Consider the following 25,620-nt stretch of genomic DNA (forward strand, 5'->3'; position numbering starts at 1 on the left):
GTCGACCGGAATTCTTTAGCTTCCTGTAATAAACGGCGTTCCCGGCGCGCGATTCTTTCAGCTTTTGCTGCGCCAGGTGCGCAGCAGGAGCGCGTTCGTCACGACGCTGACACTCGAAAACGCCATCGCCGCGCCCGCCAGCATCGGATTGAGCAGGCCGAACGCCGCCAGCGGAATGCCAATCAGGTTGTAGAAGAACGCCCAGAACAGGTTTTGCTGGATCTTGCGCCACGTGCGGCGCGAAATATCGATCGCGGCGGCCACCAGTGCCGGATCGCCGCGCATCAGCGTGATGCCGGCCGCCTGCATCGCGATATCGGTGCCCGTCGCCATGGCGATGCCGATGTCAGCGGCGGCGAGCGCGGGCGCGTCGTTGATGCCGTCGCCCGCCATCGCGACGATACCGGTCGTGCGGATCTTGAGATCGCGGATCACGCGGGCCTTGTCATCCGGCAGGACCTCGGCATGAAATTCGTCGATGCCGAGCGCGGTGGCGACGCTGGCCGCGCTGCCGCGGTTGTCGCCCGTCACGAGCACGCTGCGGATGCCCATCTGCCTGAGGCGCGCGATGGCTTCCTTCGCAGTGGGCTTCACCGTGTCGCCGAATGCGATCAGGGCGAGCGCCGTGGCAGGCGCGTCGACGCTCATCAGCCAGGACACCGTGTTGCCTTCGGCTTCCAGTTGCCGCGCGCGCTGCGTGAACGCGTCCGGCACGGCGATGGCGAGTTCCGTGAGCCAGCGGGCGCTGCCGATCGCAAGCCTGCGACCGTCGACTTCAGCTTCGACGCCGCGGCCCGGCACGGCACGGGCGCCGCTGGATGCCACTTCCCGCGCGTCTGCCGGCCGTTGTCCATATGCGTTCATGACGGCCCGCGCGAGCGGATGGTCGCTGTGACGCTGCACGGCGGCGGCGAGCGCGAGCGCCTCGTCGTGCGGGAGGTCGATCGCTTCGAACGCGCTCACCGAGGGCTGGCCGACGGTCAATGTGCCGGTCTTGTCGAACGCGACGATGTTCACGCGATGCGCCGTTTCGAGCGCTTCGGCGTCCTTGATCAGCACGCCCTGACGCGCGGCGACGCCGGTGCCGGCCATGATCGCGGCGGGCGTCGCGAGCCCGAGCGCGCACGGGCACGCGATCACCAGCACGGCGACGGCGTTCAGGACCGCGGTTTCGAAGCTCGCGCCCGCGAGCAGCCAGCCGCCGGCCGTGAGCACGCCGATCACGAGGATCACCGGCACGAAAATCGCGCTCACGCGATCGACGAGCCGCTGGATCGGCGCCTTCTCCGCCTGCGCCGATTCGACGAGACGGATGATCCGGGCGAGCGTGGTTTCCGCGCCGATCGCGCCCGTCATGACGGCGATCGCGCCTTCGCCGTTGATCGAGCCGGCGGTGACCGTGTCGTCGCGCTGCTTCGCGACCGGCAGGCTTTCGCCGGTAATCAGCGATTCGTCGATATGCGTGCGGCCTTCGAGCACCGCGCCGTCGACCGGCACACGCTCGCCCGGCCGCACGATGACGACGGTGCCGACCCGCACCAGCGCGAGCGGCACTTCGCGCTCCTCGGCGCCGACGCGAACCCGCGCCCGGTCGGGGCGCAGCGCGTTCAGCGCGCGGATGGCGTCGGTGGTCTGGCGTTTGGCGCGAGCTTCGAGCCACTTGCCGAAGCGGACCAGCGTGATCACCACGGCCGACGCCTCGAAATACAGATGCGCGGCGTCGCCACTGTTCGTCATCAGCTGATAGACGCTGATCCCCCAGGCCGCCGACGTGCCGAGCGCGACCAGCAGGTCCATGTTGCCGGCGCCGGCGCGCACCGCCCGGTACGCGGCGCGGTAGAAACGCGCGCCGACCACAAATTGCACGACGCTCGCAAGCGCCAGTTGCAGCGCGGCGGGCAGCATCGCGTGCGCGCCGAACCATTCGCCGACCATCGGCGCGACGAGCGGCAAGGTCAGCAGCGCGGAAAACAGCACGGCGTACAACTCGCGATGCGTTGCATCACGACTGCGCCTGGTTGAACTGCTGGCCGGACTGGAACCGGCGGCGGTTTCTTCGATAACCGGCGTCGCTTCGTAGCCCGCTTTGGTCACGGCGGCGACGAGCGCTTCGGCAGCGACGGCCGGGCCGGCTTCGATGGTGGCTTTTTCGGTCGCCAGGTTGACGGATGCGCGGTGTACGCCAGGCACCTTCGCGAGCGCTTTCTCGACGCGGTTCGCGCACGATGCACACGTCATCCCGCCGATGTCGAGCTCGATGCTGGCAGGCGCGATGCGCTCTGGAGTGGAAAGGTCGGTCATGGTTGAGTCCGGGTTCGATGGGCGCAAGGTTGCTGCCCGATCAATCCAGTATCGACATTCCCATGATGGGAAGGTCAAGGACAGATTGCGCCCATCCTGCCACACCGGCACGAAGCCCGCTGCGAAGCGCCTGCGCGCTGGCTGGGCGTCTCGCGGGCGCCGGCCGGGGCTTTCGCCCGGTTCCGGCCCGGGAAAATCAGATCGCGGGTGGCGCGTTCAGCATCGCGTCGGCCACGTCCCGCTGCGCGTCGCTGCCATGTGCGCGCAGCGCATCGGCGGCGCCCACGCGATCGACGGATTCCTTGTTCTGGCCCAGTTTCCACTTGCCGGTGAGCTTCGTGACCTCGATTTCGATGCCGACAATCGCGCCGACCATCTGCGCGATGAAGTCCGGCGGCGCGTCGCCCATTTTCCACGGCTTCGCCTCGCCGGCTTCCATCTTGCGCGTGAGCCTTGCAACGAGGCCGCGCACGAAAGTTTCATCGTCGCGTACGACAATCCGGCCATGCGCATGCACCACCATGTAGTTCCACGTCGGCACCTGACGGTGCGTCTCATGCTTGCCCGGATACCACGTAGGCGAGATGTACGCCGTCGCGCCCTGGAAGATGACCAGTGCGTCGGGCCGGTCCGCCGCTTCGCGCCATACCGGATTCGCGCGCGCCACGTGCGCGCGCAACGTCCCGAGCGGCCCGCGCGCGGGATCGAACTCGAACGGCACGTGGTTGGCGTCGAGCCCGTCCGGACCGTTCGTGACAAGCGCGCCCAGCGGATGCCGTTCGATCAGGCCATGCAGCACCTCGGGGCGGTTTTCTTCGAAATGGGCGGGGATGTACATGCGGCGCTCCGGGCGGATGGTGATGTTTTTTGAATGATCGAAAGGGCGCCTGACCGGGTGCGAAAACCGGACTGGCGTGCACGGGACGCGTCACTGCGCGCCTTTGCGCTTGCCTGGCTGTCAAGGATACGATACAACCCGTTGTCGGGATCAGATTCGCGCGGCTTCACAGGTGACCCGGGGGGTGCCTGAGAGCAGGGTCGCATGATCGTCGGCACCCAATGGACCGTCTGTTCCGCAAGATCAACGAATGATAAAAAATCGACGAGAACTGTTTTCTTTTCAGTGGACCTGCGCGTCGCTTGCAGGCCTTGCGTTCCTCGCCGGTTGCGCTGCAACGCCGGTGTCCTCGCCGAAATCCACCGGCTGGATCAAGGACGAAGTCGCGGATTCCTATGTATTCGGCTATCCGCTCGTGCTGATGGATGTCGCGCGCGAGGCGGCCACGGGCACCGATCCGGGCCAGGCGCCCGTCAACACGCTGCGCCACGCGCAGGCTTTGCCGCCTGTCGGCGCGGGCCGTCCGACCACGCCGAGTCTCGATACGCTCGATTCGACCGGCTGGCTCGACGTCAGCGAAGAACCTGTCATTGTCGTGCTGCCCGACCCGCACGGCCGCTATCTCGACGCCCGCGCGCTCGACATGTGGACGAACGTGGTCTGGTCGACCGCCTTGCTCCGCGCACCAGCGGGCGCTCGCGCGGCGGGCATCAGGACGCAGACCATCGCGTTCGTGCAGAAAGGCTGGCAGGGCGATCTGCCGGCCGGCGCGAAACGCGTCGAGGTTTCGACGCGCTACGTGTGGTTCAGCGCGCGCATCCAGACGAACGGCTCGCGTGACATCACGGCGGTGCGCAAGCTTCAGCGCGGCATCCGGGTGGCGCCGCTCAGCGTCTTTAACGGCGAAACGCGCGCGGCCACGGTCGTGACGCGCACGATGCCACCCGAGACGAGCGTGGCGAGCGGGTCGCCCGCAAAGGTCGCCGCGCTCGACGCCACGGGCTTCTTTGACCGGCTCGCGCAGGCGCTGGCGGACAATCCTCCCGCGCCCGACGATCCCGACGCGCTGAAAAAGCTCGCCGATCTTGGTGTGACGCCGGGCGCGCCGGTCCAGTTGCCCACCCGCGCCAGCGACGCCATTGCCGCCGGTCTCGCGGACGGGCGCGATCGCGTGGCAAGCGCGCCGACGAATGTGCTGACCGCCAACGGCTGGCGCTGGTTTGGCGACGGCGTCGGCAACTATGGTCCGGATTACGCGTTGCGCGCCTACGCGGCGTACACGCAGCCGGGCATCGGCACGAAGGACGATGAAATCCGCGCCACCGTCGCGCAGGACAGTGACGGTCAGGCGCTGAACGGCGCGAACCGTTATGTGATCCACTTCGCGCCGAACCAGGTGCCGCCGGTACGCGGTTTCTGGTCGGTCACGGCCTACACGAAAGATGGCGCACTCGGCGAAACGAAGCCGCCGCGCGTGTCGGTCGGCGATCGCAACGGCGCGAAGCGGAATCGCGACGGCTCGCTGGATGTGACGGTTTCGGCAGTCCGCGTGAGGGCCGTGAACTGGCTGCCGGTGCCGCGCGGCGATTTTCAGCTCGTCATGCGCCTGTATGCGCCGAAACCGCAGGCCAGCGACGGTTCGTGGCAACCGCCAGAAGTCGTGCGGCAATAAGCGCGTTTGCCTGCAGTGCCGGCTGTGCTGGAGGTGGCGGAAACAACGGTGTCGGCCGGAATCCATACCGGCCGCACCTGATGCGTATTGAATACGTCATGTCAACAGGCCGCGTGCGGGTGTTAAACGTTTCGCGAGGTTTGTTCCGTATGTCGGATCGAGGACATATACTTTCCGCAGTCTGATTTTCGTCATCGCGGTGGGCCGCCGCCGCATCACCTGCGACCGAGCATGGCAAGCCTCAACAAAGCATCCCTCGCATCTTCCCTGAAGGCCGTTCGCGACGTCGCGAACGGACGCCGCGCCCGGCGGGTCGTCATTGGCCTGCTGATCTTTCTGGTGCTGTTCGGTCTGGCCGGTTTTTTTGCCGCGCCGCCGCTGATCCGGCATATCGCCGGGCAGCAGCTGAGCAGGCAACTCGACCGGCCGTCGACCATTGGCCGCATCGCGCTTAATCCGTACACGCTCAATTTCGAAGCCGATCGCGTGCATATCGGCGAGCGTGGCGGCGCGGGCAATTTCATCGATATCGAGCGTCTGATCGTGCAGCCGTCGTGGTCATCGATCTTTCGCGGCGCGCCGGTTATCGACGAAGTAAAGGTCGATTCGCCGCGCTTTCATATCATTCGCTATGACGCGCAACGGTTCAACTTTACCGATCTGATCGAGAAATTCGCGAAGCAGCCGTCGAAGCCGAACAGCAAGCCGACGCTCTTCTCGGTATCGAATATCCGCGTCGAGAACGGCAGCATCGAGTTCGACGACAAACTGCTCGGTGTGCAGCATCTGGTCGACCGCGTGTCGATCGGCATTCCGTTTATCGCGACGTTGCCGTCGAAGACCGACATCTTCGTCGAGCCGATGCTGCGCGCGCGCATCGACGGCTCTCCGCTCGCCATCGACGGCCGCACCAAGCCGTTCGCGGCATCGCGTGAATCGGAAGTGGCGCTGCGCTTCGACGGCCTCGACGTGCCGCGCATCCTGTCCTACGTGCCGGCGAAGCTGCCGGTGACCGTGCAGGCCGGCAAGCTGTCGAGCGACCTGAAACTGCATTTCGTGATGTCCAACGATACACCCACGTTGAGCATCACCGGCACCGCCGATCTCACCGATATCGACGTCGTCGACGCAAACAAGGCACCGTTCTTCAAGGCGCGCGCGCTGCATGTCGCCGCGGCCTCGCTGGAGCCGCTGAAGAGCGTGTTCCGCTTCGACGACATCCGGCTCGACGGGCCGAACGTGCATCTGTCGCGCGATCAGTCCGGCGTGTTGAGCGTGCAGAAGATGTTCACGGCGGCGCCCGGCGAGGCATCGGCGCAAAAGCAGGCGCCGGCCAGCGCACCTTCCGCTGCGTCCGCTGCGTCGGGTGCAGCAACCGCGCCCGCGCAGAAAAAGGCCGCGTCTCCGCTCGATCTGTCGATCAAGACATTTGCACTGAACGACGGCGAGGTGCAGTTGCTGGATCAGGGCGTGCCCAAACCTGTCTCGCTGGCGTTCAAGGGCATCCACGTTTCGCTCGCCGATTTCACGACGCTCGGCAAGCCGCCCGCGAAATACACGTTCGAAACGACATTCGTCGATGGTGGTTCGCTGGATGCGGCCGGCACGTTCGGTCTTGCCGCGAAAACCACCGATTCGAAGATCAATCTCAAGTCGGCGCATCTGCCGCTGCTTCAGCCTTATATCAATGGCGTGACGGCCGCACAGGTCGTCGACGGCACGCTCAGCCTGAACGCGAACGTCAGTGCGAACTGGGAGAAGTCGCCGGCGGTCGTGCAGGTCGGCGAATCCGAACTGGACCTGCAGTCGCTGAAGCTCGTGGCGCAGGGTACGAAGGAGCCGGTTGTGGCGCTGGCGCAGGGGCATGTGCTGGTGAAGGCAGTCGACGTGTCCGGCCGTACAGCCGAGATCACCGGCGTCGATCTGACCGGCCTGAACATCACGGCGCAGCGCCTGAAGGACGGCAGCATCGATCTTGCCGCGCTCGCCGGTCCGCACGAGACGCTCGCTGAACACACGGCAGTGCGCAAGGTTCAGAAGGTGCAGGAACAGGGGCCGGCCTGGCATTATCAGATCGGCGAACTGAACGTGAAGGACAGCGCGGCCAGTTTCACCGACAACTCGACTGAGCACCCCGTCAAACTCAACGTCGCGCCGTTGCAGCTGAAAGTGCGGCAGATCAGCGACGATCTCTCGAAACCGCTACCCGTCGACCTGCAGGCCACGCTCAATCGCAAAGGCACATTGGGCGTGAATGGCGACATCACCGCGACGCCGCTCAAGCTGGCACTGAAGGTGAACGCCAGCCGGCTCGACGCCGCGGCCTTTGAACCGTATTTCGGCAACAAGCTGAACGCGACGATTGCGAGCGCGCTGCTGAACGCATCGGGCGACCTGGCGCTGAGCCAGTCCGGCAAGACGGACAAGGCGCTGAGCGCTTCATACAAGGGGGATGTGGCGCTCGTCGACGTGCGGATGCTCGACAAGGCGACGTCCGACCCGTTCGCGGGCTGGCGCTCGCTGGCGCTCACGAAACTGAAGGCGAACTACGGCGCGCGTGGCACCGATGTCGATGCCGGCAAGGTGACGTTCAACGGCTTCTACGGCCGCGTGCTGCTCGATGCGCAAGGCAGGCTGAACCTGAAAGACGTGGTCGCGCAGCAGTCGGGCGCCGCGAAATCGCTGACGCGCGACAAGAGCGGCCGCGAGCCGATTCCGCTGACGCCGCAATCGGCATCCGAGGCCGCGATGGCTTCAGCGCCCGCACCTGCTTCGACGTCCGCGACCGTTACCGCGGCCACCGCACCCGCGAGCCCGGTGAAATTGCGCTTCGGCCAGCTCGTGCTGCAAAACGGCCGCGTGACGTACACCGACAACTTCATCAAACCGAATTTCACGGCGAATCTCGTCGCGATACAGGGGACGATCGGCGCATTCGGCACGCAGTCGACTACGCCCGCGCCGGTCGATGTCGCCGCGAAGCTCGCGGCGAACGGACCGCTTTCGATTCGCGGCACGGTCAATCCGCTGATCCCGAAGCCCGCGCTCGACCTGACGGCGAGCGCGCACGACGTCGAGCTGACGAACCTCACGCCTTATTCGACGAAGTACGCCGGCTATCCGATCACGAAGGGCAAACTCAACGTCGATCTGCATTACAAGCTCGACAACGACCAGCTGACCGCGAACAATCATCTGTTCATCGATCAGCTCACGTTTGGCGATCACGTCGACAACGACACCGCGACGAAGCTGCCCGTGCGCCTCGCGATCTCGCTGCTGAAAAACCGGCGCGGCGAGATCGACGTGAACATTCCGGTGTCCGGGTCGCTCGCGAATCCGCAGTTCAGCATCGGCAGCCTGATCTGGAGCGCGATCGTGAACCTCGTCGAGAAGGCCGTGACCGCGCCGTTCTCGCTGCTTGCGAATGCGTTCGGCGGGAATAGCGAGGAACTGGGTTACGTCGAATTCGATCCGGGCTCGGCGAAACTCACGGACGCGTCCACGGCGAAGCTCGACACGATCGCAAAAGCGCTTGTAGACAAGCCTTCGATCCGCATCGACCTGATCGGGCGCGTCGATCCCGCGACGGACGTGCCCGCGTTGCGCACGCTGTACGTCGACCGGCTGGTGAAGGCGCAGAAAATCAAGGACACGGTGGGCAACGGTGAGAGCGTCGATACGTCGACGATCACGGTCGACCCGAAAGAGTACGACAAGTACCTGACCAAAGCGTACAAGGATGCGGACTTCAAGAAGCCGCGCAACTTCATCGGCCTGACGAAGTCGATGCCCGACGACGACATGAAGAACGCGATCGCCGAACACGCGCCGATCGACGACGCAGCGCTGCGCAATCTCGCGCAGCGGCGGGCGCAGGCGGTGCAGCAGTACTTCGACGGGAAGGTGGACAGCAGCCGGGTCTTCATCGTCGCGCCGAAGCTGACCGCCGAAGGCATCAAGGACAAGGGCACGGCGTCGCGCGTCGATTTCGGCCTGAAATAGACGCTGGTTTCGCCGTCTGTTTTCGCGGCCGGTTTCGCGGCGCCGGCGCGCGCCGGAATCAGGCGGCGCGCGTGGGCTTGCGCAACGCCGTCTGCTCGATGACGCGCGCGAGCGTGGCGAACGCCGGACCGATCTTTTCGTTCGGCACGCATGCGTAACCGAGCAGCAACCCGCGCCGCACCGCGCCTTCACCGCTGTAGTACGCCGTGAGCGGACGCACGATCACGCCGGCGTCGTACGCGGTGGCGACCACTTCGCGGTCGTTCGCGTGGTCCGGCAGCCCGAGCACGAGGTGCAGGCCCGCTTCGTCGCCCATGACGGGCAGCGTGTCGCCGAAATGCGTGGTGATCGCATCGATCAGGATTTGCCGCCGCTCGCCGTAGAGCGCCCGCATGCGCCGCACGTGCGAGGTCAGGTAGCCGTCCATGATGAACTCGGTCAACACCGCCTGCTGCATCAGCTGTCCCTCGCGATACAGCTCCGCGACACCCGTGCGGAACGTATCGACGAGATGCTCAGGCGCGATCATGTAGCCGATCCGCAGACCCGGAAACAGCATCTTGCCGAGACTGCCGACGTAGATCACCTGACCCGCCTCGTCGAGCCCCTGAAGCGAGGCGAGCGGCCGGCTGCCGTAGCGGAACTCGCTGTCGTAGTCGTCCTCGATGATCCACACGCCGTGCTGCCGCGCGTATTCGAGCAGCGTGCGGCGGCGCGCGAGGCTCATCACCATCCCGAGCGGATACTGGTGCGACGGCGTGACGAGCGCAAGGCGTGGCGGATCGCGCAGATCCTGTTCGCGCGGGTTCAGACCTTCGTCGTCGACCGGCACGGGCGAGAGCGTGAGCCCCGACGATTCCAGCACGCTGCGCGCTCCCCAGTAACACGGCTCCTCAACCCACGCGCGATCGCCGACGTCGGTCAGGAGACGCACCGCGAGATCGATCGACTGGTGAATACCCGTAGTGATGATGATCTGGTCTGGCGTGCAGTTCACCGAACGCGCAACCCGCAGATAGTCCGACAGCGCACGGCGCAGCGGACGGTAGCCGCCGCCTGGCGCATACGTCAGCAGATCGGGATTCGCCTCTTTCCACAGACGCGCCTGCAGGCGGCTCCACGTGCGCGCCGGAAACTCGGCGACGTCCGGTACGCCGGGCATGAACGCGCCCCATTGCTTGAGCGACACGCCCGCCTTGTCGATCAGCCGGCTGCCGCGCGAGGAAAGGCCGCGCTGCTCGCATGCCGTGCGCGATGCTGCGGTGTCGCCTGCGTCGGTCGCGGCAGTCGCCGTCGCACCGGCCTTGCCGGGCGCACCGGCAACCCCGGGTGTCGTGCGCCGCGCGCTGAACGCGGCGCTGTCGGGCCGCGTATCGGCGACATAGGTGCCGCTTCCGGTCGTCGAGATGACGTAGCCCTCGGCGGTCAGCTGGTCATACACGTGCAGCACCGTATTGCGCGCGATGCCGAGCTCGCCCGCGAGCGTGCGCGAACTCGGCAGCTTGGCGCCCGGCGGGAACTGCGCGGTCAGGATGGCCTGCTGCATCAGCCGCAGGACCTGCCGGTAGACGGGTTCGGCAGCCGCCCGGTCGAGCCGCGCGGCAAGCCAGTCCGACAGAATGACGGTGTCCAAGTGGTTCTATCCGGAATAATGAAATGGTTCCATATTGTAGAACCGGAACCGGCTATAGTGGATCACGCGATTCAATGCGATGGCCCCTTTCGGGGGAACCAGCGTGGATGGAGAAGGAGACGTAGACGATGAAAACCGAAGAAGTGATCGTCAGCTTTAGAGGCGTGCGCAAGACGTACGACGGTGAGACGCTCGTCGTCAAACAGCTCGACCTCGACATTTACCATGGCGAATTCCTGACGCTGCTCGGGCCATCCGGTTCCGGCAAGACCACCTGCCTGATGATGCTTGCCGGTTTCGAATTTCCGACCGGCGGCGAGATCTGGCTCGACGGCACGCTGCTCAATACCGTGCCGCCGCACAAGCGCAACATCGGCATGGTGTTTCAGAACTACGCGCTGTTCCCGCATCTGACGGTCGAGCAGAACGTCGCGTATCCGCTGACGGTGCGCAGGCTCTCCGCTGAAGAACGCGCCCACAAGGTCGACAACGCACTGAAGATGGTCCGCATGGACAGCTTCGCGAAGCGCTATCCGGCACAGCTGTCGGGCGGCCAGCAGCAGCGGATCGCGCTGGCGCGCGCGCTCGTATTCGAACCGAAGCTCGTGCTGATGGACGAGCCGCTCGGCGCGCTCGACAAGCAGCTGCGCGAACACATGCAGTACGAACTCAAATCGCTGCACGAAAAGCTCGGCGTGACGTTCGTCTACGTGACGCACGATCAGGGCGAAGCGCTGACGATGTCCGATCGCGTCGCGGTGTTCGACAAGGGCATCGTGCAGCAGCTCGATACCGTCGATCGTCTGTATGAATCGCCGTGCAACGAGTTCGTCGCGAACTTCATCGGCGATTCGAACAAGCTGCGCGGCACCATTGCGAACGTCGACGGCGAGTTCTGCGATTTCCATCTTGCCGACGGCACGCGCCTCAAGGGCCGCAATATCGGCGGCGCGAAAGCGGGTACGCCGGCAGTCGCCTGCATTCGCCCCGAACGCATGAAGCTCGCGGGCGGCGCCGGGCGCAACGGTTCGAACGCGCTCGCGGGCGAAGCGCGCGGCCTCATCTATTTTGGCGACCACGTGCGCATGCGGTGCGGGTTGCCTCAACAGGACGAGTGTTTCGTCAAGGTGCCGCTCGGCACTGAAATGCTCGACACCTTCGCGCCCGGTTCCCCGGTCGCACTTGAATTCGCGCCGGAGCATCTGCGCGTGTTCGCCTGAGTACGACAACAACCCTGACAGACCACCAGAAGAGAGAGGACACATCATGTTGAAGTTCGGGAAATCACGCTGTGCTGTCGCCGCCGGTGCGTTTGCACTGGCACTCGGTTCCGCGCAGGCCATGGCTGCTGAGCTGACGGTCGTCAACTTCGGCGGTGCCAACGGCGACGCGCAGAAAGTCGCGTTCAACGAGCCGTTCGAAGCGTCCACCGGCACGAAGGTCACGGCCGTCGAGTACAACGGCGAGCAGGCCAAGGTGAAGGCGATGGTCGAGGCGAAGCACGTGAACTGGGACGTCGTCGAAGTGGAATCGGGCGACCTCGGCCGTGCCTGCGACGAAGGCATGTACGAAAAGCTCGACTGGTCGAAGATCGCGAAGAAGTCGGACCTCGTGCCGGAATCGCCGCAAACGTGCGGCGTGGGCTTTTTCGTGTGGTCGACGGCGATGGCCTACAACGCCGACAAGCTGAAGACCGCCCCGGCCAGCTGGGCGGATTTCTGGAACGTGCAGAAATTCCCGGGCAAGCGCGGCATGCGCAAGGGCGCACGTTACAACCTCGAATTCGCGCTGATGGCTGACGGCGTCGCGCCGAAGGACGTCTACAAGGTGCTCGCCACGAAGGCGGGCCAGGACCGCGCGTTCAAGAAGCTCGACGAGCTGAAGCCGAACATCCAGTGGTGGGAAGCGGGCGCACAGCCGCCGCAGTTCCTCGTCGCCGGCGACGTGGTGATGACGACAGCCTACAACGGCCGGATCGACGCCGCGCAGCGCGAAGGCAAGAACCTGAAGGTCGTGTGGAACGGCAGCATCTATGACCTCGACTACTGGGCGATTCCGAAGGGCTCGCCGAACAGGGATCTGGCCGAGAAGTACATCGCGTACACGGTGTCGTCGAAGCCGCAGCAGGAATACGCGAAGCACATCGCGTACGGCCCGGTGAACGACGCCGCGATCAAGGCGCTCGACGCGAAGACGCTCGCGAATCTGCCGAACTCGCCGGCTAACGGCAAGAACGCCGTGCTGCAGGATGCGGGTTTCTGGACCGACCACGGTGACGAACTGGAGCAACGCTTCGCTTCGTGGGCCGCGAAGTAAGCGGGTAGTGGTAGCGGTGCGGTAAAGCCGCGATGGCTCCGCTTCGCCATGCGAAGCGGAGCCGCATCGAAAGATGGATCGCGGGGTCGTGATGTTGTGTGAGGCAGCATGACGCGCCTTTCGAAGCGACGCGGACAATACAGCAATAAAAACTTGCATGGAGACAGGTGTGACCACCATGACGATCACCGCCGATTCCACGCCGGAATCGTCGAACCGGCTGAAGCGCGAGCTGAGAGCCGCGGAAGCGAAAAAGCGCGCAATGGCGTTGTTGCTGATCGCGCCGCTGGCTATTTTCCTGTTGCTGATTTTCGTCGTGCCAATTGGCGCGTTGCTGACACGCGCGGTACAGAATCCGGAAATCGCCACCGCACTGCCGCACACCGTGAGCGTGCTTCATGACTGGGACCGCAAGTCGGTGCCGCCGGACGCCGCGTACGCCGCACTCGCCACCGACCTCACCGTGGTCGCGGACGGCGAATCGATGGGCGCGCTCGCACGCCGTCTGAACACGGAAATTCCCGGCTATCGCTCGATGGTCGCGAAGACCGCACGCGCGATGCCGCTCAACGATGACGCCGGCCACGCGCTCGCACCCGCGCAGGTTCACGCGAAACTCGTCGAGATCGACGCACGCTGGAACGATGTTGCGTACTGGCAGGCGATCGCCAAAAACGGCGGCCAGTATTCGCCGTTTTACGTGCTGGCCTCTCTCGACCATAAACAGGATGCGTTCGGTCACATCGAGCAGACCGATCCTGACCAGCAGATCTACCTTGCCGTATTCAGCCGCACGTTCGTGATCGGCGCGGCCGTCACGATTTTCACGTTGCTGCTCGGCTATCCGCTGGCGTACTGGATTTCCACGCTTTCCGAACGTCGCGCGAATCTCGTGATGATCCTCGTGCTGATCCCGTTCTGGACCTCGATCCTCGTGCGCGTAGCCGCATGGATCGTGATCCTGCAAAGCGAGGGGCTGATGAACAAGGCGCTCCTCGGCACCGGCCTGATCCATGCGCCGCTCGCGCTGCTGTTCAACCGCACCGGCGTCTATATTTCGATGACGCACATCCTGCTGCCGTTCATGATCCTGCCGCTTTACAGCGTGATGAAGTCGATTCCGCCGACGTACCAGCGCGCGGCGATTTCGCTCGGCAGTCATCCGTTCGCCGCGTTCTGGCGCGTGTACGTGCCGCAGACGTATCCGGGCGTCGGCGCGGGCGCGCTGCTCGTGTTCATTCTCGCGATCGGCTACTACATCACACCCGCGCTGCTCGGCGGCCCGAACGACCAGATGGTCAGCTACTACGTCGCGTACTTCACGAACGTGACGATCAACTGGGGCATGGCGTGTGCGCTCGGCGGCCTGCTGCTCGCCGCGACGCTCGTGCTGTACGTGATCTACGGACGCCTCACGCGTTCCTCGTTGAGCCTCGGTTGAGCGTTCACGGAGACTCATGATGAAACTCGCGAAACCGCTCTTTGCGCCCCATACGTCGCTGGTCGAGCGCATGTGGTACTTCACGCTGCGCGGCCTCGCCGTGCTGACGCTGCTGTATCTGATCATGCCCGTGCTGGCCATCGTGCCGCTGTCGTTCTCGTCGAGCACGTTCCTCGTGTATCCGATTCCGGGCTGGTCGCTGCGCTGGTACCAGAACCTGATCGCCTCCGACGAATGGCGCATGGCGGCGAAAAACAGCTTTATCGTCGCGCCCTCGGCCACGGTTCTCGCGACGGTCCTCGGCACCGTCGCCGCGATTGGCCTCACGAAGGCCAACTTCCGCGGCAAGGCGCTGCTGATGGCGATCCTGATTTCGCCGATGATCGTGCCGGTCGTGGTGGTCGGCGTCGGCATGTACCTGTTCTTCGCGCCGCTCGGGCTCGCGAACACGTATATCGGGCTGATCATGGCGCACGCTTCGCTCGGCGTGCCGTTCGTCGTGACGACGGTAGTCGCCACGTTGCAGGGTTTCAACTACAACCTCGTGCGCGCGAGCCTGTCGCTGGGCGCGAATCCGGTGAGGACGTTCTTCCGCATCACGTTGCCCGTCATCGCACCGGGCGTGATCTCGGGCGCGCTGTTCGCCTTCGCGACATCGTTCGATGAAGTGGTTGTCACGCTGTTCCTCGCGGGCGCGGACCAGACCACGCTGCCGCGTCAGATGTTCACCGGCATCCGCGAAAACATCAGCCCGACGATCGCCGCGCTCGCGACGATCCTCATCATTTTCTCGACCTGTCTGCTACTCGCGCTCGAATGGCTGCGCGGCCGCAACGCGGCACGCGCTATCGCCTGACCGGGCACGCGTCGCCGTGTCGTCGCGTCAGGCGGCACGGCCGCGAGCGCCCGTCCGGGCGCAACGTTCATCAACGTTCATTCGCGCGCCATGTTTTGACGACGGATCGCCCAGGGCGGGATCTGGACCGGCGCTTTAAACCCGCGACACCACTTGCACGGTTTCGTGCCCGGCGAATGCCGTTTGCGGAAACATCCGCCGATGAGTGCGGAAAATTCCGCACCCTTGCGCGGACCTTCCCATCTATCCTCCTGCGGTTCTTCGTCAAATACCTCCCTCATTGCGGTTCGTCATGAAACTCCCGTTCACGGTGCTTGCGTGCGCATGGCTGCTTGCTGGATGCGCTGATCCGGCCGCGCGGGCGCGACTCGGCATTCAGGATTCCGCTATCACGCAAACTGGCTTCGGCGCGACACAGGATGCCGCCGCGGGCGCGCCTGACCGTCAGTGGATCGATACGTACGCGCCGGTCACGAATCGTCGTGCGGCGCTCGCCAGCGTGCAGCACAAGCTCGACGGCATCGTCGGTGACGACTACTTTCACACGAAGGCGCAATGCTGGATCGAAGCTGGCCGTGAGGCGTTCGAAGCGGGCGATCAATGGGGTTTTGTCGAGGAAACGATCGGCGCCGCCGCCGTCCTGTACGCGAGCATGGAGCGGGGCGCCGCGATGCCGGCCGGGCGACCCGCGATGCGAACCGTCGTGACGGTGCGTCCGGATCTGTGGGCGATCGTCGACGTAGTGCGGCGCGATCCGGCGTTTGCCTCGTGTCCGGATGCCGCCGCGCCGCTCGCGTGCGCGGAGGTCGCGTTGATGCACGCGGGTCATGATGCATGGCGTCGCAGCTTCGGCGAGGCCGAGGCGCGCGTGGCGACTGCGGAGAACCTGTTGCGCACGTCGGCCAGGACCACGCTCGCGTGTTCGACGCAACACAGCAGCGCACCGGCGTCGCCGGCGCAAGCGCAAGACGTGGTCGATGCCGAGTCTGTCAAACACCCGGCCGCTCCGAATGCCAGGCACCGCGGACAGCGCAGGCCAGGTTTTTCAGGAGGGTAAATGAATCCGCTGCTGTACCATCTCACGGCTTTTTTTAGCGGACGCATTCCGGGCTTCACGTTTTGCTGTATCGGTGCCGAACGACGCCGCGTTCATCGAGGGAATTACGGTTGGCTACTATCCTGATCGTCGACGATCATCCTGCATTCCGGTTCGTGATCAAGACTCATGCGTTGCAAATTCCCGGCGTCGCCGAAGTGCTCGAAGCGGACAACGGACAGGATGCCATCGACATGGTCCGGCGGCACGCACCCGATCTCGTCGTGCTCGATCTCGACATTCCGCGCATCAGCGGCCTCGATGTCGTTTCGAGGCTGCAGCTCATTCGTCCCGGGATTCGTGTGCTCGTGCTGTCCGCCGGGGACCCCGAGACATTCGCGCCGCGCGCGATGCGCGCCGGCGCACGCGGTTTCGTCAGCAAATCGCTGGACCTGAACGGCATCGGACGTCATATCGAATCGGTCCTCGGAGGCTACACCGCGTTCCCCGCGCGGCATCATACCGGTGCACGCACAGGCACCCAGACGATGACCGATGAAGAAAGGCTTGCGCTGCTATCCGACAAGGAACTCGCCATCCTGCGGATGCTCGCGAGAGGTCTGTCGAATAAAACCATCGGCGAGGTGCTGTTCATCAGCAACAAGACAGTCAGTAGCCACAAGGTTCGCATCATGAAGAAAGTCAGCGTCAAGACGCTCGTCGAGCTGGTCGATTTCGCCCGGCGTTGCCGCATTGCGTGAAGACATGGATCGACACGCGCTCGCAAGGAAAGTCCACGAACTGGCCGCTGGCGACGTCGCTGTTGCTCGCGAACTCGTCCGTATCCTGACTGACACGAATTGCACGACGCTAGCGACGTTGCGCGAAGCGTTGCATACCGGTTCGTGGAGCGAGGCGGCAAGCGCCGCACACCGGATCAATGGTTCCGCGCGACTGATCGGTTTCAGGAAACTCGTCGAGCAGACGTCGCAGATGGAATTCGCGGCCGCGGCAGGAGACGCGGCGCGCGCAGCCGTGCTCTTCGCGAGCGTGGAGCACGATGTCGAAAGAATGGATACGTGGCTTGCGAATCTGCCCCGTGCAGATCGCTCACGCGTTTGACATTACCGTTTTGCAAACCGGTGCCTGAAATCTCTCGCGTCAATCGCTCTGCTGGACACCGCCACGCCGCACCAGCAAAAAGCGGCCTTGCGGTTCTTCGACGCTCCGGTAACGCTGATACCGGTCGATGACACGCGGCACATAGGCAAGCGTTTCCGCGAAGGGTGGAATCTGGCGACCGTATTTCCGCACAGCGGTTTCGCCCGCGTTATACGCTGCCAGCGCGAGCGGCAGATCGCCGAACTGCCGCAATAGCTGGGCCAGATAGCGCGCTCCAGCGGCGATATTCTGCTTCGGATCGAAGACGTTCAGCACGCCGTGTCGCGCGGCGGTCGAAGGCATCAGTTGCATCAATCCGCTTGCACCTTTCGGCGAAACCGCCTGTGCGTTACCGCCGGATTCGACGTCGATCACCGCCATCAGCAGCGCTGGATCGATGCCGGTGGTGTAAGCCGCTTCGTTGATCAGCGGCGCGAGCGCCATGATGCGCGAATCCCGCGCCGCGACAGAGGGCAACTGCCGGTTCGCGGGCTCGACGACAACAGCGAGCGGGCTTGTGTCAGGACTGCGATCGTCGTTGTGGCTCAAACCGCCTGCGATCACAACCACGTCCGAAGCCTGCGCGGAACGCGGCATGCCGGTCGCGCCCGCAATGAGTACGACCCACACGAGCAACCCACTTCGAACACGACGCATGCTGTTGCACGTCGACCGCGGCGTCTTCATGGTCGGGGTGCGCTGCGTGCTGCGGTCGCATCGTTTGCAGCGGAGGGGCGATAGCTGGACTGCATCCGCACGAGCGCCTCGGACTCCAGCGCCAGCGGCCATTTTCCCGTCGCGATGCCGTCCGCGAGCTTTACCCTGCACCACGTGTCCGGCTGTTGCGGATCGCCATACGGGTCTTCACCGCCGTCGGCCGGTTCGCGCGGCAGGATGCCGTCGGGGCCGATATTGCCGATCACGTTCGCCGCGTAATACAGGACCTTGTTCACCAGCGGTACGTACATGTCGTAGCAATAATGGACGCGGATCTTCAGCAGGTTCGCGTCCTGAATGTTCACGCCCGAGCGCGGACCTGTCACGGTATTGCGATAGATCAGCGTGTCGTTCGGAATCTCGGCGACGGCCGTGCCTTGCGTGGCAAACGAGGTCGCCGGCGCGAAATCGCTAACCATGTCGGCAGTCGGACTGACGATCGTGATGTGGCTTGCCGTCATGACGTCGGTTTGTGCGTTCAGCAGCGCGGCCTGCGCGCCGTCGGCGCTGGCGTGGCGCGCGTAAAGCGGCGCAAGGCCGCGCGCAAGGCCATCCTGCATCGCCGTCATCGACCCGTGCGTGACGGCGCCTTCACGGGCGGCTTCGAGCGTCGCTGCATCGAGCGTGGACTTCGCCTGATACAGCAGGGCGAACTGCACGGTCGCGAGACAAAAGAACAGCAGCAACGGTGCGATGACGAGAAACTCGGTCATCGACTGGCCGTGCTGATGGCGCATCAGGCGGACGCGGGCCGCGCGTGCGCGCGGCGGGAAGGAAAGCGGGTTCAAAGGAGAGCCTCGAAAGCAAACACGTCGCCGGTTTTGATCGCTTGTCCGTGCGCGGTGCCTGCCGGCATTTCAAGCGTTTGCGTCGCGTGGAAATTAAAGAGCAGGCGCCGCGCCGGCGTGTCGGCGTGGAGCGCCACAAGCCGGCCGTGGCGGTCGAGAAACAGCACGTCGATCGCGAAGCGCATGCCGAACGTGTGCACCGAGCGGCACGGACACAGCAGCAACGCTTCGTCGCGCGCGAGACCGTCGCGGCCCAGCAGGCCGCGCATGCGCTCTAGCGGCGTGTCTGCGATCGATACGCGGATGCCCATATCCACACCGGCCCTCGTCAGTTGAGCCTTCTTCACAACATGCCTGCCTGTACGAATTTCATGACGATTGGAAATCCGAGCACGATGAACGTGACCGGAAAAATGAAGAAGAGCAGCGGAAATATCAGCTTCACGGGCGCTTCCATTGCCTGCTTTTCCGCGCGCTGAAAGCGCTCCGAGCGGCGCTGTTCAGACTGGAAACGCAATGTTTTCGCGAGACCGGAACCCATGCGCTCGGCCTGCACGATGGCGCCGACCAGGTTCGATACTTCCTTGATGCGCTGCCGGTCCTCGAAACGCCGCAGCGCTTCGGTACGGCTCAGCCCGGACTTGAGATCGCGCAGCACGTGTTCGAATTCGCGACGCAGCGGGCCATCGGGACCTTTCTCGACCGCCTTCTGGATCGCGCCATTGACGTTCAGGCCCGCTTCGACGGCGAGCGTCAGAAAGTCCAGGTAGATCGGCAGATGTCGCAGGATCTGCGAGACGCGGCGTTTGCGCAGATCCTTGATCCACACACGCGGGTAGAAGAAGGCGAGCACCACGACGCCAGCCAGAACCCAGACGGAAAACGCGTGCAGCGCCAGCATCAACAGCAGCGCAGCCAGCGTGGCGAGTACCGAGGAGAGCAGCGACAACGCAAGAAACTGCCGCGCGCTCATCAGAAACAGCAGCGATGAAATCCGCAGTTGCGCTTCGATTCTTGCGACGTGCCGGTCGCTAAAGAATGCGCCGAAGTGATGGTCGACAAAATTGACGACGGGCCACAACAGCCGGAGCGGTTTGGGCAAGGGATCAAGCCATGTACGGTCTTCGTCGGGTACTGCCTGGGTGAGACCCGACACGGAGCGAAAGGCGAGGAATGCGACGATCACCGCGCCGCAACTGACCAGAAATGCAATGAAGAGCAGCATGGTTAGACGTCGATACGGGTGATGGCCGAAATGGACTTGTAGCCGAGAAACTCCATCACGGCGATCACGCCGAGCGTGGCCCAGCCGACGGGCTCGCCAAAGAGCGGCGCCATCGCGGTGGGCTCCATGAAGCGCAGCACGAGCATCAGAAGCAGCGGAAGACACGTCATGACGATGCCCTGCATGCGCCCCTGTGAAGTCAGTGCGCGGATCTTGCCTTCCATCTGCAGCTTTTCGCGCAGCGTGCGCGCAACCGATTCGAGCGCCTCGGCGAGATTGCCGCCCACTTCTCGCGCGATCGTGATGGCCGCCGTCACCATCATGAAGTCGGGAATCGGGATGCGCTTTTCGACGTTGCGCATCGCCACGTCGAGATCGATGCCAAGACGGATTTCGCGCATCAGCAGGTCGAATTCCTCGGAGATGGGCGGCGTCGATTCATGGACCACGCTTTCGAGTGCGACCGGAAAACTTGCACCAGCACGCAACGCGCCCGCAAGCATCAGGAGTGCGTCAGGCAACTGCTTTTCGAGCGCGACGATACGCTTTGCGCGCATGCGTGCCATGACCTTTTTCGGGAGCGTCAACGCAAGCGGCAATGCGACGCTGCCCACCAGCAGACTACCGCTTAGCAGAAACGTCACGACAGGCAGCGCGACCATTGCAATCATGGTCCACGTCGCGACTTTCTGCCGGTTCACGAACACGAACGCATCGGCGAGCTGCTGTTCCAGTTCGCTTGCCATATGTTGCGAGCGCGCGGCCAGCGCGGTTTTTCCGCTGCGCGCGATCAGCCAGATCACGGCCAGGATGCCGGTGAAGACGAGCGCGAGAATAAGTGCGAGGGTCATGGTCGCGAGGCTAGTCCGTACGCGTGAAAATGTCGGTATTCACGGGGATACGGCGGCGGATCAGATCCTGATAGAAGTCGGGAATATAGGCGGTCGAAACGAACTCGCCCTGGATGCGTCCATCGATACCGAAGCCTTCTTCCTTGAAGATGAATACGTCCTGCAACTGGATCACGCCGGATTCCATGCCGTTCACTTCGGTCACGTGCGTGACGCGTCGCGAGCCGCACGAAAAGCGGCTTTGCTGGACGATGATGTCGACGGCCGAGCAGATCTGTTCGCGGATCGCCTGCGCAGGCAGATCAAGGCCCGCCATCAGGGTCATCACCTCAAGGCGCGCGATGCAGTCGCGCGGCGCGTTCGCGTGGGTCGTGGTGAGTGAGCCGTCGTGACCCGTGTTCATCGCCTGCAGCATGTCGAGCGCTTCGCCGCCGCGACATTCGCCTACCACGATCCGGTCGGGACGCATCCGCAGGCAGTTTTTCACGAGATCGCGAATCGGGATCGCGCCTTTGCCTTCCATGTTCGCGGGCCGTGCTTCGAGCGACACGAGATTCGGCTGCGAGAGCTGCAGCTCGGCGGCGTCTTCGACGGTCACGATGCGTTCGTCGTCAGGGATGTAGCCCGATAGCACGTTGAGCAGCGTCGTTTTGCCGGAGCCCGTGCCGCCGGAAATGACGATGTTCGCGCGCTGCTCGACGGCGGTTCGCAGAAACTCCAGCATATCTGGCGACATCGAGCCGTACTGGATCAGGTCCTCGCCGGTGAGCTTGCGCTTCGAGAATTTACGGATCGTGATGCTCGGGCCCTTGAGTGAGAGCGGCGGAATGACTGCATTCACGCGTGACCCATCGGGCAGGCGTGCATCGACCATTGGCGAGCTTTCATCGATACGCCGGCCGATCGGCGCGACGATCCGCTCGATTGCACCGATCACCGCACGATCGTCGGTGAAGACAACCGGGGAACGCGTGAGACGCCCGTGTTGTTCGACGAATACCTCGTCATGACAATTGACCATGATTTCCGACACGCTTGCATCCGCAAGCAGTTCTTCGAGCGGACCAAGCCCGATGATTTCGTCGAACACGCTTTTCTTCAACACCTCGAGCGGAATGTCCGGCGAGCGCAGGCTGGTATCGTGGCCGAGGATGTCGTCGAGCGTGGCGTTGACAGTGCGGCGCAGTTCGTCGTCTTCCATGCGCGAGACGTTAAGGCGACGCAGATCGAGCGTCGCGATGACCTTCATATGCGCGCGCTTTCGCAGTTCAATGCCGTTCGGGCTGTTGATCGGCGAAACTTCGAGTGCCGGCGCCGCGGATCTTTTCGTACGCGAAAACTGCGTGCGTGGGGGTTCCGACGGTTTTGTCAGCGAAGGCGGTTGGGTAGCGAGCGACGCGGGGCGGGCAGATTCGCTGACGGGTATTGGCCGTTCGATGCTCGCAGGCGTTGTCGGCGGCGAGGCGTGAACAGGAAGAGCGTGTACGGGCGCCGTGTTTTCCACTCGCGCCACGAAGGCCAGCGGTGTTGCTTCTTCGGGCGCGGGCGCGGCAACCGTCGTCACGGCAACTGCCGGCGATGCAGCGGGTGCCGCGACGATTCGAAGTACTGTCGTGCCGATTTCGATCTGGTCGGTATCCAGTAGCGGCCCGTAACGCGTGACGGGCGATCCATTGACGAGCGTCGCGAGAATGCCGCCCTGGTCCTCGATGTACCACGCGTTGTGTTCCCTGATAACGCGTGCGTGCAGCTTGCCGATCAGCATGCCCTTGAGAACGATGTCGCATGCCGGGTCCTTGCCGATCGAGCAGCCGCTGTCGGTCTGAAATGTCCGTGCCGGTGCGTTACGCGGCTGCACGTGAAGATGGATCATGAGGTGCGTTGTCCGTGAAGTGATCAGCGCGTAGCGCCCTGGGATACCGGAGGCGCATCAAGCATGCGGATAGCTTCAGCGAGTCCGATCGGGTTCGAAGCGGGCGGAAGGTTCGGCACTGGCGCCGGCGTCAAAACAATCTGCGGCGCAGCAGCCTGCCGCGGCGCGTTGCGCACCGGCGCAGGCGGCAGTGCGGGCGTGGGCGCAACCGGTTGTCGCGGTGCTGGAGGCGCGCCTTCTGCCTGAACGGGCGCAAGCGGGCTCGGATCGCCATAGCGATCGCGGAAGCGCTGATCGAAACGATCCGCGCGCGCGAGCATGTCCGTATTCGGCGACAGGGATGGATCGGAAATCAGCGGCGTCACGAAGATCACCAGGTCGCTCTTCTTCGAACGGAAGGCGTCTGAGCGGAACAGTCTGCCGATGATCGGCAACTGGCCGAGAAACGGCATGCCGTTCGTCGAGTCGAGTGCATCCGAGCTCACGAGCCCGGAGATCGCGAGTGTTTCGCCGGCACGCAGCGAGATATCGGAGGTCGTCTTGCGCGTCAGGAAGCCCGGAAAACCGCCGTACGAAACCGAAGGGTCGATCTGGCTGATTTCGGTTTCGAGGCTCGCCGAAATGATGTTGTTCGCGTCCACCACCGGCTTGATGTTCAGCTTGATACCGTACGGTTTGTAGTCGACATCCGTTGTGCCGAGCGCGCCGGCCTTCGGCACCGGTACTTCGCCGCCGGCGAGAAACGTCGCGACGCCACCGCTCTTCGTGTTCAGTTCGGGCGTCGCAAGAATATAGGCGTCGCCGTTGTTGATCGCGAAGTTGATCTTCGACGTGATGTTCGACGCGATGCCCGCAAGGAAGAAGTTCGTCGCGCCGGTTGCCGCCGCAGCCGCGCCGCCTGTGCCGAACAGCGCCTGACCGCCGACCTGCGGTCCATTGAACTGGCTGTCCCACGCGATGCCGAGACTCTCCTGGCCGGTGCGCGTCATTTCCATGATCTGCACCTTGAAGTGGATCGTCTTTTTCAGCGCGTCGCCTTCGTCGACCGTGGTCGTGTTGATGACGTTGCTGAGATCGGCGGTCGCGGACTGGATCACCGGCACCATGTCGCGGTGCACGACACCCGAGAGCACGATGTTCGGTCCAACCGGCTGAATGCGCAGGCCGGAAACGGATTGCAGCACGCGACGCAACTGCTCGACAGACGCGTTCACCTCGCCTTTGCCGACGCGCACCATGGTTTGCAGCGCGATGCCCTTTTCATTCCACACGACGAGCGACGTCACGCCGGCGCTTTCGGCGAGCAGCATGAGCCGTCCATCGACAACGCTCGCGCTCACGATCTTGCCGTTGCCGATCGCGATCCGTTTGATCGTGCCGGGCAGACGCATCACGTGTACTTCGCCGCGAAAAAGTTCGAGCACGCTCGTGTTGCTGCTCTCGCTGGTTGCATCGCTGTTGAGCGACGTATCGACGCGCTGCGCGAGCGCGACCGGTGCTGCTTCGCACAGGATGACGCCGGCAATCAGCAAAGGGATAACGCGACGACGGAACATCGTCGAACGATGGGGGACTTTCATTCTGAACCTGCTGTGTGCTTTCAGTTGCGATCCGACGTCGTGCGCGTATCGAGTTTCTGGAGTTGTTGAGCGATCGCGTTCGCCTGTTCGTAGGCGCCCGGTCGAGGTGCGCCTGATAGCGGATTGTCCGGAGCCGATGCAACCGGATTGCGGGCTCGCGGCGATGCACCCGCTGCGGCCGGCGCCGCGTCCGATGGCCCGCCGGGCACCCGCGTCGTCGCCGTCGATCCGCCACCCGTGATGATTTCGACGAGCGATGTGTTACCGCCGCCACTGCCGGCATTCGCAAACAGTTTGTCTTCCGTGAGCTTCTGGGGCACGTCCGGCGTGGCGTCGTCGGCGTTCTTCAGGATCAGGCGCAACGAACCGACCTTCTGCGCGAGCACGATGCGCGGCGCGTCCGCGATGGGCACCTGCACGGTGACCGTGCTGTAGTTGTCGACGGATTGCGGATTGCCTGCGCGTTCCATCGCCTCGCCGGCGTCACGTGGGCGGATGTCCTGACCGGTCGCGAGAATCAGCACGTTCGGCATCAGCAGACGAATCGCCTTGCCGTCACCGGATTGAACGGACGTGCTGGACAAACCCGATTGAACGGCGACAGGTTGTGGGTCCGGATTCTTGCCGACCCAGTACAGATCGACGCGATTGCCGGGTCTCACCATTGTCGCGGTGGAGTTCACCGTGTCGATTTCCAGCGTCAACGCACGCTGGCCCGCGGGCAGGATGTCGGCGAAATCGCGGCCGCGCAGCGCGTCGATATCGCCGGCGCGCAGTGGACGTCCGCGTCGCACGGCCTTCACGAGATGTGAGGTCCGGTACGTGTCGAAGTCGGCGACGCGGATCATGTCGTCGTAGACGAGGTCCGCCGCGACTTCACGCGCGACGAAATCGCCGCTCGAAAGCGGTGTGCCGACCGGCACGTCGCGGCGCGGCACGACGACTTCGACGCCTGCGCGCTGCTGATGCCCCGCGGCCTCAGCCTTGATGCGCATTTCGCGATCGTTCAGGTAGCGATAGAGCACGAACGTGAGGCCGCCCGCGACCAGTACGGCGCAGAAAAAAAGCACCCACGCGTTGCCGAGGAGCGAGCGAATCTTGATTCTTTTGAACATGGCGAATGAGTGAACCCTGACGTTCAGGGAAGCGAGAGGGCGAAGCTGTAGGCGCTGAACAGCGACCTGAACGCTGCGGTGAGTGTGTCGATCGGCGACAGAGGCATATCGCCCGCGACGAGCAGCGCCGACACGATGCATGCCGTGACGACGACGTATTCGACGCTCGCCTGGCCACGCTGATCGCGGACTGGATGCACGGGGTGTTTCAT

The 25,620-nt window shown here is 64.1% G+C and carries 21 protein-coding genes; 9 read left to right on the forward strand and 12 right to left on the reverse strand.

Annotated elements, in window-relative coordinates; genetic code table 11:
- Nucleotides 1-57: 57 nt before the first annotated feature.
- Complete coding sequence (locus tag LPA34_RS12065; protein WP_228978321.1) at nucleotides 58-2,301, reverse strand: heavy metal translocating P-type ATPase; 2,244 nt, start codon at nucleotides 2,299-2,301, stop codon at nucleotides 58-60.
- 196 nt (nucleotides 2,302-2,497) lie between these two features.
- A complete protein-coding gene (locus tag LPA34_RS12070; protein ID WP_228978323.1) occupies nucleotides 2,498-3,139 on the reverse strand; it encodes an FMN-binding negative transcriptional regulator in 642 nt (213 codons plus the stop codon).
- A 250-nt stretch (nucleotides 3,140-3,389) separates the two neighbouring features.
- Here LPA34_RS12070 and LPA34_RS12075 point away from each other — a divergent pair, with 250 nt between their 5' ends.
- Nucleotides 3,390-4,811, forward strand: coding sequence for a DUF1254 domain-containing protein (locus LPA34_RS12075; protein ID WP_228978325.1), 1,422 nt, complete (start codon nucleotides 3,390-3,392; stop codon nucleotides 4,809-4,811).
- 231 nt (nucleotides 4,812-5,042) lie between these two features.
- Complete coding sequence (locus LPA34_RS12080; protein ID WP_228978327.1) at nucleotides 5,043-8,816, forward strand: DUF748 domain-containing protein; 3,774 nt, start codon at nucleotides 5,043-5,045, stop codon at nucleotides 8,814-8,816.
- Nucleotides 8,817-8,874: 58 nt separating this feature from the next.
- Here LPA34_RS12080 and pdxR read toward each other — a convergent pair whose 3' ends face one another.
- Entirely contained in the window at nucleotides 8,875-10,449 is a 1,575-nt protein-coding gene (gene pdxR / locus LPA34_RS12085; protein ID WP_228978329.1) for a MocR-like pyridoxine biosynthesis transcription factor PdxR, read from the reverse strand.
- Between the two features lie 128 nt (nucleotides 10,450-10,577).
- Here pdxR and LPA34_RS12090 point away from each other — a divergent pair, with 128 nt between their 5' ends.
- From LPA34_RS12090 to LPA34_RS12120, 7 genes are all read left to right on the forward strand, one after another.
- The gene (locus LPA34_RS12090) at nucleotides 10,578-11,669 is read left to right on the forward strand and encodes an ABC transporter ATP-binding protein (protein ID WP_228978331.1); all 1,092 of its coding nucleotides are present in this window, start codon (nucleotides 10,578-10,580) and stop codon (nucleotides 11,667-11,669) included.
- Nucleotides 11,670-11,715: 46 nt separating this feature from the next.
- Nucleotides 11,716-12,765: an ABC transporter substrate-binding protein gene (locus LPA34_RS12095; RefSeq protein ID WP_228978334.1), complete on the forward strand. Its 1,050-nt coding sequence runs from the start codon at nucleotides 11,716-11,718 to the stop codon at nucleotides 12,763-12,765.
- 178 nt (nucleotides 12,766-12,943) lie between these two features.
- Nucleotides 12,944-14,206, forward strand: coding sequence for an ABC transporter permease (locus tag LPA34_RS12100; RefSeq protein WP_228978496.1), 1,263 nt, complete (start codon nucleotides 12,944-12,946; stop codon nucleotides 14,204-14,206).
- A gap of 19 nt (nucleotides 14,207-14,225) precedes the next feature.
- Nucleotides 14,226-15,062 (forward strand): ABC transporter permease, encoded by an 837-nt coding sequence (locus LPA34_RS12105; RefSeq protein ID WP_228978498.1) that lies wholly within the window; start codon nucleotides 14,226-14,228, stop codon nucleotides 15,060-15,062.
- A gap of 292 nt (nucleotides 15,063-15,354) precedes the next feature.
- Nucleotides 15,355-16,119, forward strand: a complete 765-nt coding sequence (locus tag LPA34_RS12110) for a hypothetical protein (RefSeq protein ID WP_228978335.1) — start codon at nucleotides 15,355-15,357, stop codon at nucleotides 16,117-16,119.
- 110 nt (nucleotides 16,120-16,229) lie between these two features.
- Nucleotides 16,230-16,859: a response regulator transcription factor gene (locus tag LPA34_RS12115; RefSeq protein WP_228978337.1), complete on the forward strand. Its 630-nt coding sequence runs from the start codon at nucleotides 16,230-16,232 to the stop codon at nucleotides 16,857-16,859.
- Nucleotides 16,860-16,863: 4 nt separating this feature from the next.
- Nucleotides 16,864-17,220, forward strand: coding sequence for an Hpt domain-containing protein (locus LPA34_RS12120; protein ID WP_228978339.1), 357 nt, complete (start codon nucleotides 16,864-16,866; stop codon nucleotides 17,218-17,220).
- A gap of 39 nt (nucleotides 17,221-17,259) precedes the next feature.
- On the opposite strand, the gene LPA34_RS12125 is transcribed toward LPA34_RS12120, so the two are convergent.
- Genes LPA34_RS12125 through LPA34_RS12165 form a run of 9 tightly spaced genes read right to left on the reverse strand, consistent with a single transcriptional unit; the run spans nucleotide 17,260 to nucleotide 25,620 of the window.
- The gene (locus LPA34_RS12125) at nucleotides 17,260-17,916 is read right to left on the reverse strand and encodes a lytic transglycosylase domain-containing protein (RefSeq protein WP_228978341.1); all 657 of its coding nucleotides are present in this window, start codon (nucleotides 17,914-17,916) and stop codon (nucleotides 17,260-17,262) included.
- A gap of 26 nt (nucleotides 17,917-17,942) precedes the next feature.
- Nucleotides 17,943-18,713, reverse strand: a complete 771-nt coding sequence (locus LPA34_RS12130; protein ID WP_228978500.1) for a TadE/TadG family type IV pilus assembly protein — start codon at nucleotides 18,711-18,713, stop codon at nucleotides 17,943-17,945.
- 47 nt (nucleotides 18,714-18,760) lie between these two features.
- Nucleotides 18,761-19,111 (reverse strand): DUF192 domain-containing protein, encoded by a 351-nt coding sequence (locus LPA34_RS12135; protein WP_228978343.1) that lies wholly within the window; start codon nucleotides 19,109-19,111, stop codon nucleotides 18,761-18,763.
- Entirely contained in the window at nucleotides 19,108-19,989 is an 882-nt protein-coding gene (locus LPA34_RS12140) for a type II secretion system F family protein (protein WP_228978346.1), read from the reverse strand. The genes LPA34_RS12135 and LPA34_RS12140 overlap by 4 nt, the downstream gene beginning before the upstream one ends.
- 2 nt (nucleotides 19,990-19,991) lie before the next feature.
- Entirely contained in the window at nucleotides 19,992-20,840 is an 849-nt protein-coding gene (locus tag LPA34_RS12145; protein ID WP_228978348.1) for a type II secretion system F family protein, read from the reverse strand.
- Between the two features lie 10 nt (nucleotides 20,841-20,850).
- The gene (locus LPA34_RS12150; protein ID WP_228978350.1) at nucleotides 20,851-22,713 is read right to left on the reverse strand and encodes an ATPase, T2SS/T4P/T4SS family; all 1,863 of its coding nucleotides are present in this window, start codon (nucleotides 22,711-22,713) and stop codon (nucleotides 20,851-20,853) included.
- A gap of 23 nt (nucleotides 22,714-22,736) precedes the next feature.
- Entirely contained in the window at nucleotides 22,737-24,293 is a 1,557-nt protein-coding gene (locus tag LPA34_RS12155) for a type II and III secretion system protein family protein (protein WP_228978352.1), read from the reverse strand.
- A 20-nt stretch (nucleotides 24,294-24,313) separates the two neighbouring features.
- Entirely contained in the window at nucleotides 24,314-25,408 is a 1,095-nt protein-coding gene (gene cpaB, locus LPA34_RS12160; RefSeq protein ID WP_228978355.1) for a Flp pilus assembly protein CpaB, read from the reverse strand.
- Nucleotides 25,409-25,431: 23 nt separating this feature from the next.
- Nucleotides 25,432-25,620 (reverse strand): hypothetical protein, encoded by a 189-nt coding sequence (locus LPA34_RS12165; RefSeq protein ID WP_228978356.1) that lies wholly within the window; start codon nucleotides 25,618-25,620, stop codon nucleotides 25,432-25,434.

The organism is Paraburkholderia gardini, from assembly GCF_907164575.1.
Classification (GTDB): Bacteria; Pseudomonadota; Gammaproteobacteria; order Burkholderiales; family Burkholderiaceae; genus Paraburkholderia; species Paraburkholderia gardini.

Excerpts from the sequence above, each read along its gene's own strand:
- LPA34_RS12065 (WP_228978321.1), bottom strand. The coding sequence starts at position 2,301 with ATGACCGACCTTTCCACTCCAGAGCGCATCGCGCCTGCCAGCATCGAG.
- LPA34_RS12070 (WP_228978323.1), bottom strand. The coding sequence starts at position 3,139 with ATGTACATCCCCGCCCATTTCGAAGAAAACCGCCCCGAGGTGCTGCAT.
- LPA34_RS12075 (WP_228978325.1), top strand. The coding sequence starts at position 3,390 with ATGATAAAAAATCGACGAGAACTGTTTTCTTTTCAGTGGACCTGCGCG.
- LPA34_RS12080 (WP_228978327.1), top strand. The coding sequence starts at position 5,043 with ATGGCAAGCCTCAACAAAGCATCCCTCGCATCTTCCCTGAAGGCCGTT.
- LPA34_RS12090 (WP_228978331.1), top strand. The coding sequence starts at position 10,578 with ATGAAAACCGAAGAAGTGATCGTCAGCTTTAGAGGCGTGCGCAAGACG.
- LPA34_RS12095 (WP_228978334.1), top strand. The coding sequence starts at position 11,716 with ATGTTGAAGTTCGGGAAATCACGCTGTGCTGTCGCCGCCGGTGCGTTT.
- LPA34_RS12100 (WP_228978496.1), top strand. The coding sequence starts at position 12,944 with ATGACGATCACCGCCGATTCCACGCCGGAATCGTCGAACCGGCTGAAG.
- LPA34_RS12105 (WP_228978498.1), top strand. The coding sequence starts at position 14,226 with ATGAAACTCGCGAAACCGCTCTTTGCGCCCCATACGTCGCTGGTCGAG.
- LPA34_RS12110 (WP_228978335.1), top strand. The coding sequence starts at position 15,355 with ATGAAACTCCCGTTCACGGTGCTTGCGTGCGCATGGCTGCTTGCTGGA.
- LPA34_RS12120 (WP_228978339.1), top strand. The coding sequence starts at position 16,864 with ATGGATCGACACGCGCTCGCAAGGAAAGTCCACGAACTGGCCGCTGGC.
- LPA34_RS12125 (WP_228978341.1), bottom strand. The coding sequence starts at position 17,916 with ATGCGTCGTGTTCGAAGTGGGTTGCTCGTGTGGGTCGTACTCATTGCG.
- LPA34_RS12130 (WP_228978500.1), bottom strand. The coding sequence starts at position 18,713 with ATGCGCCATCAGCACGGCCAGTCGATGACCGAGTTTCTCGTCATCGCA.
- LPA34_RS12140 (WP_228978346.1), bottom strand. The coding sequence starts at position 19,989 with ATGCTGCTCTTCATTGCATTTCTGGTCAGTTGCGGCGCGGTGATCGTC.
- LPA34_RS12145 (WP_228978348.1), bottom strand. The coding sequence starts at position 20,840 with ATGACCCTCGCACTTATTCTCGCGCTCGTCTTCACCGGCATCCTGGCC.
- LPA34_RS12150 (WP_228978350.1), bottom strand. The coding sequence starts at position 22,713 with ATGATCCATCTTCACGTGCAGCCGCGTAACGCACCGGCACGGACATTT.
- LPA34_RS12155 (WP_228978352.1), bottom strand. The coding sequence starts at position 24,293 with ATGAAAGTCCCCCATCGTTCGACGATGTTCCGTCGTCGCGTTATCCCT.
- cpaB (WP_228978355.1), bottom strand. The coding sequence starts at position 25,408 with ATGTTCAAAAGAATCAAGATTCGCTCGCTCCTCGGCAACGCGTGGGTG.
- LPA34_RS12165 (WP_228978356.1), bottom strand. The coding sequence starts at position 25,620 with ATGAAACACCCCGTGCATCCAGTCCGCGATCAGCGTGGCCAGGCGAGC.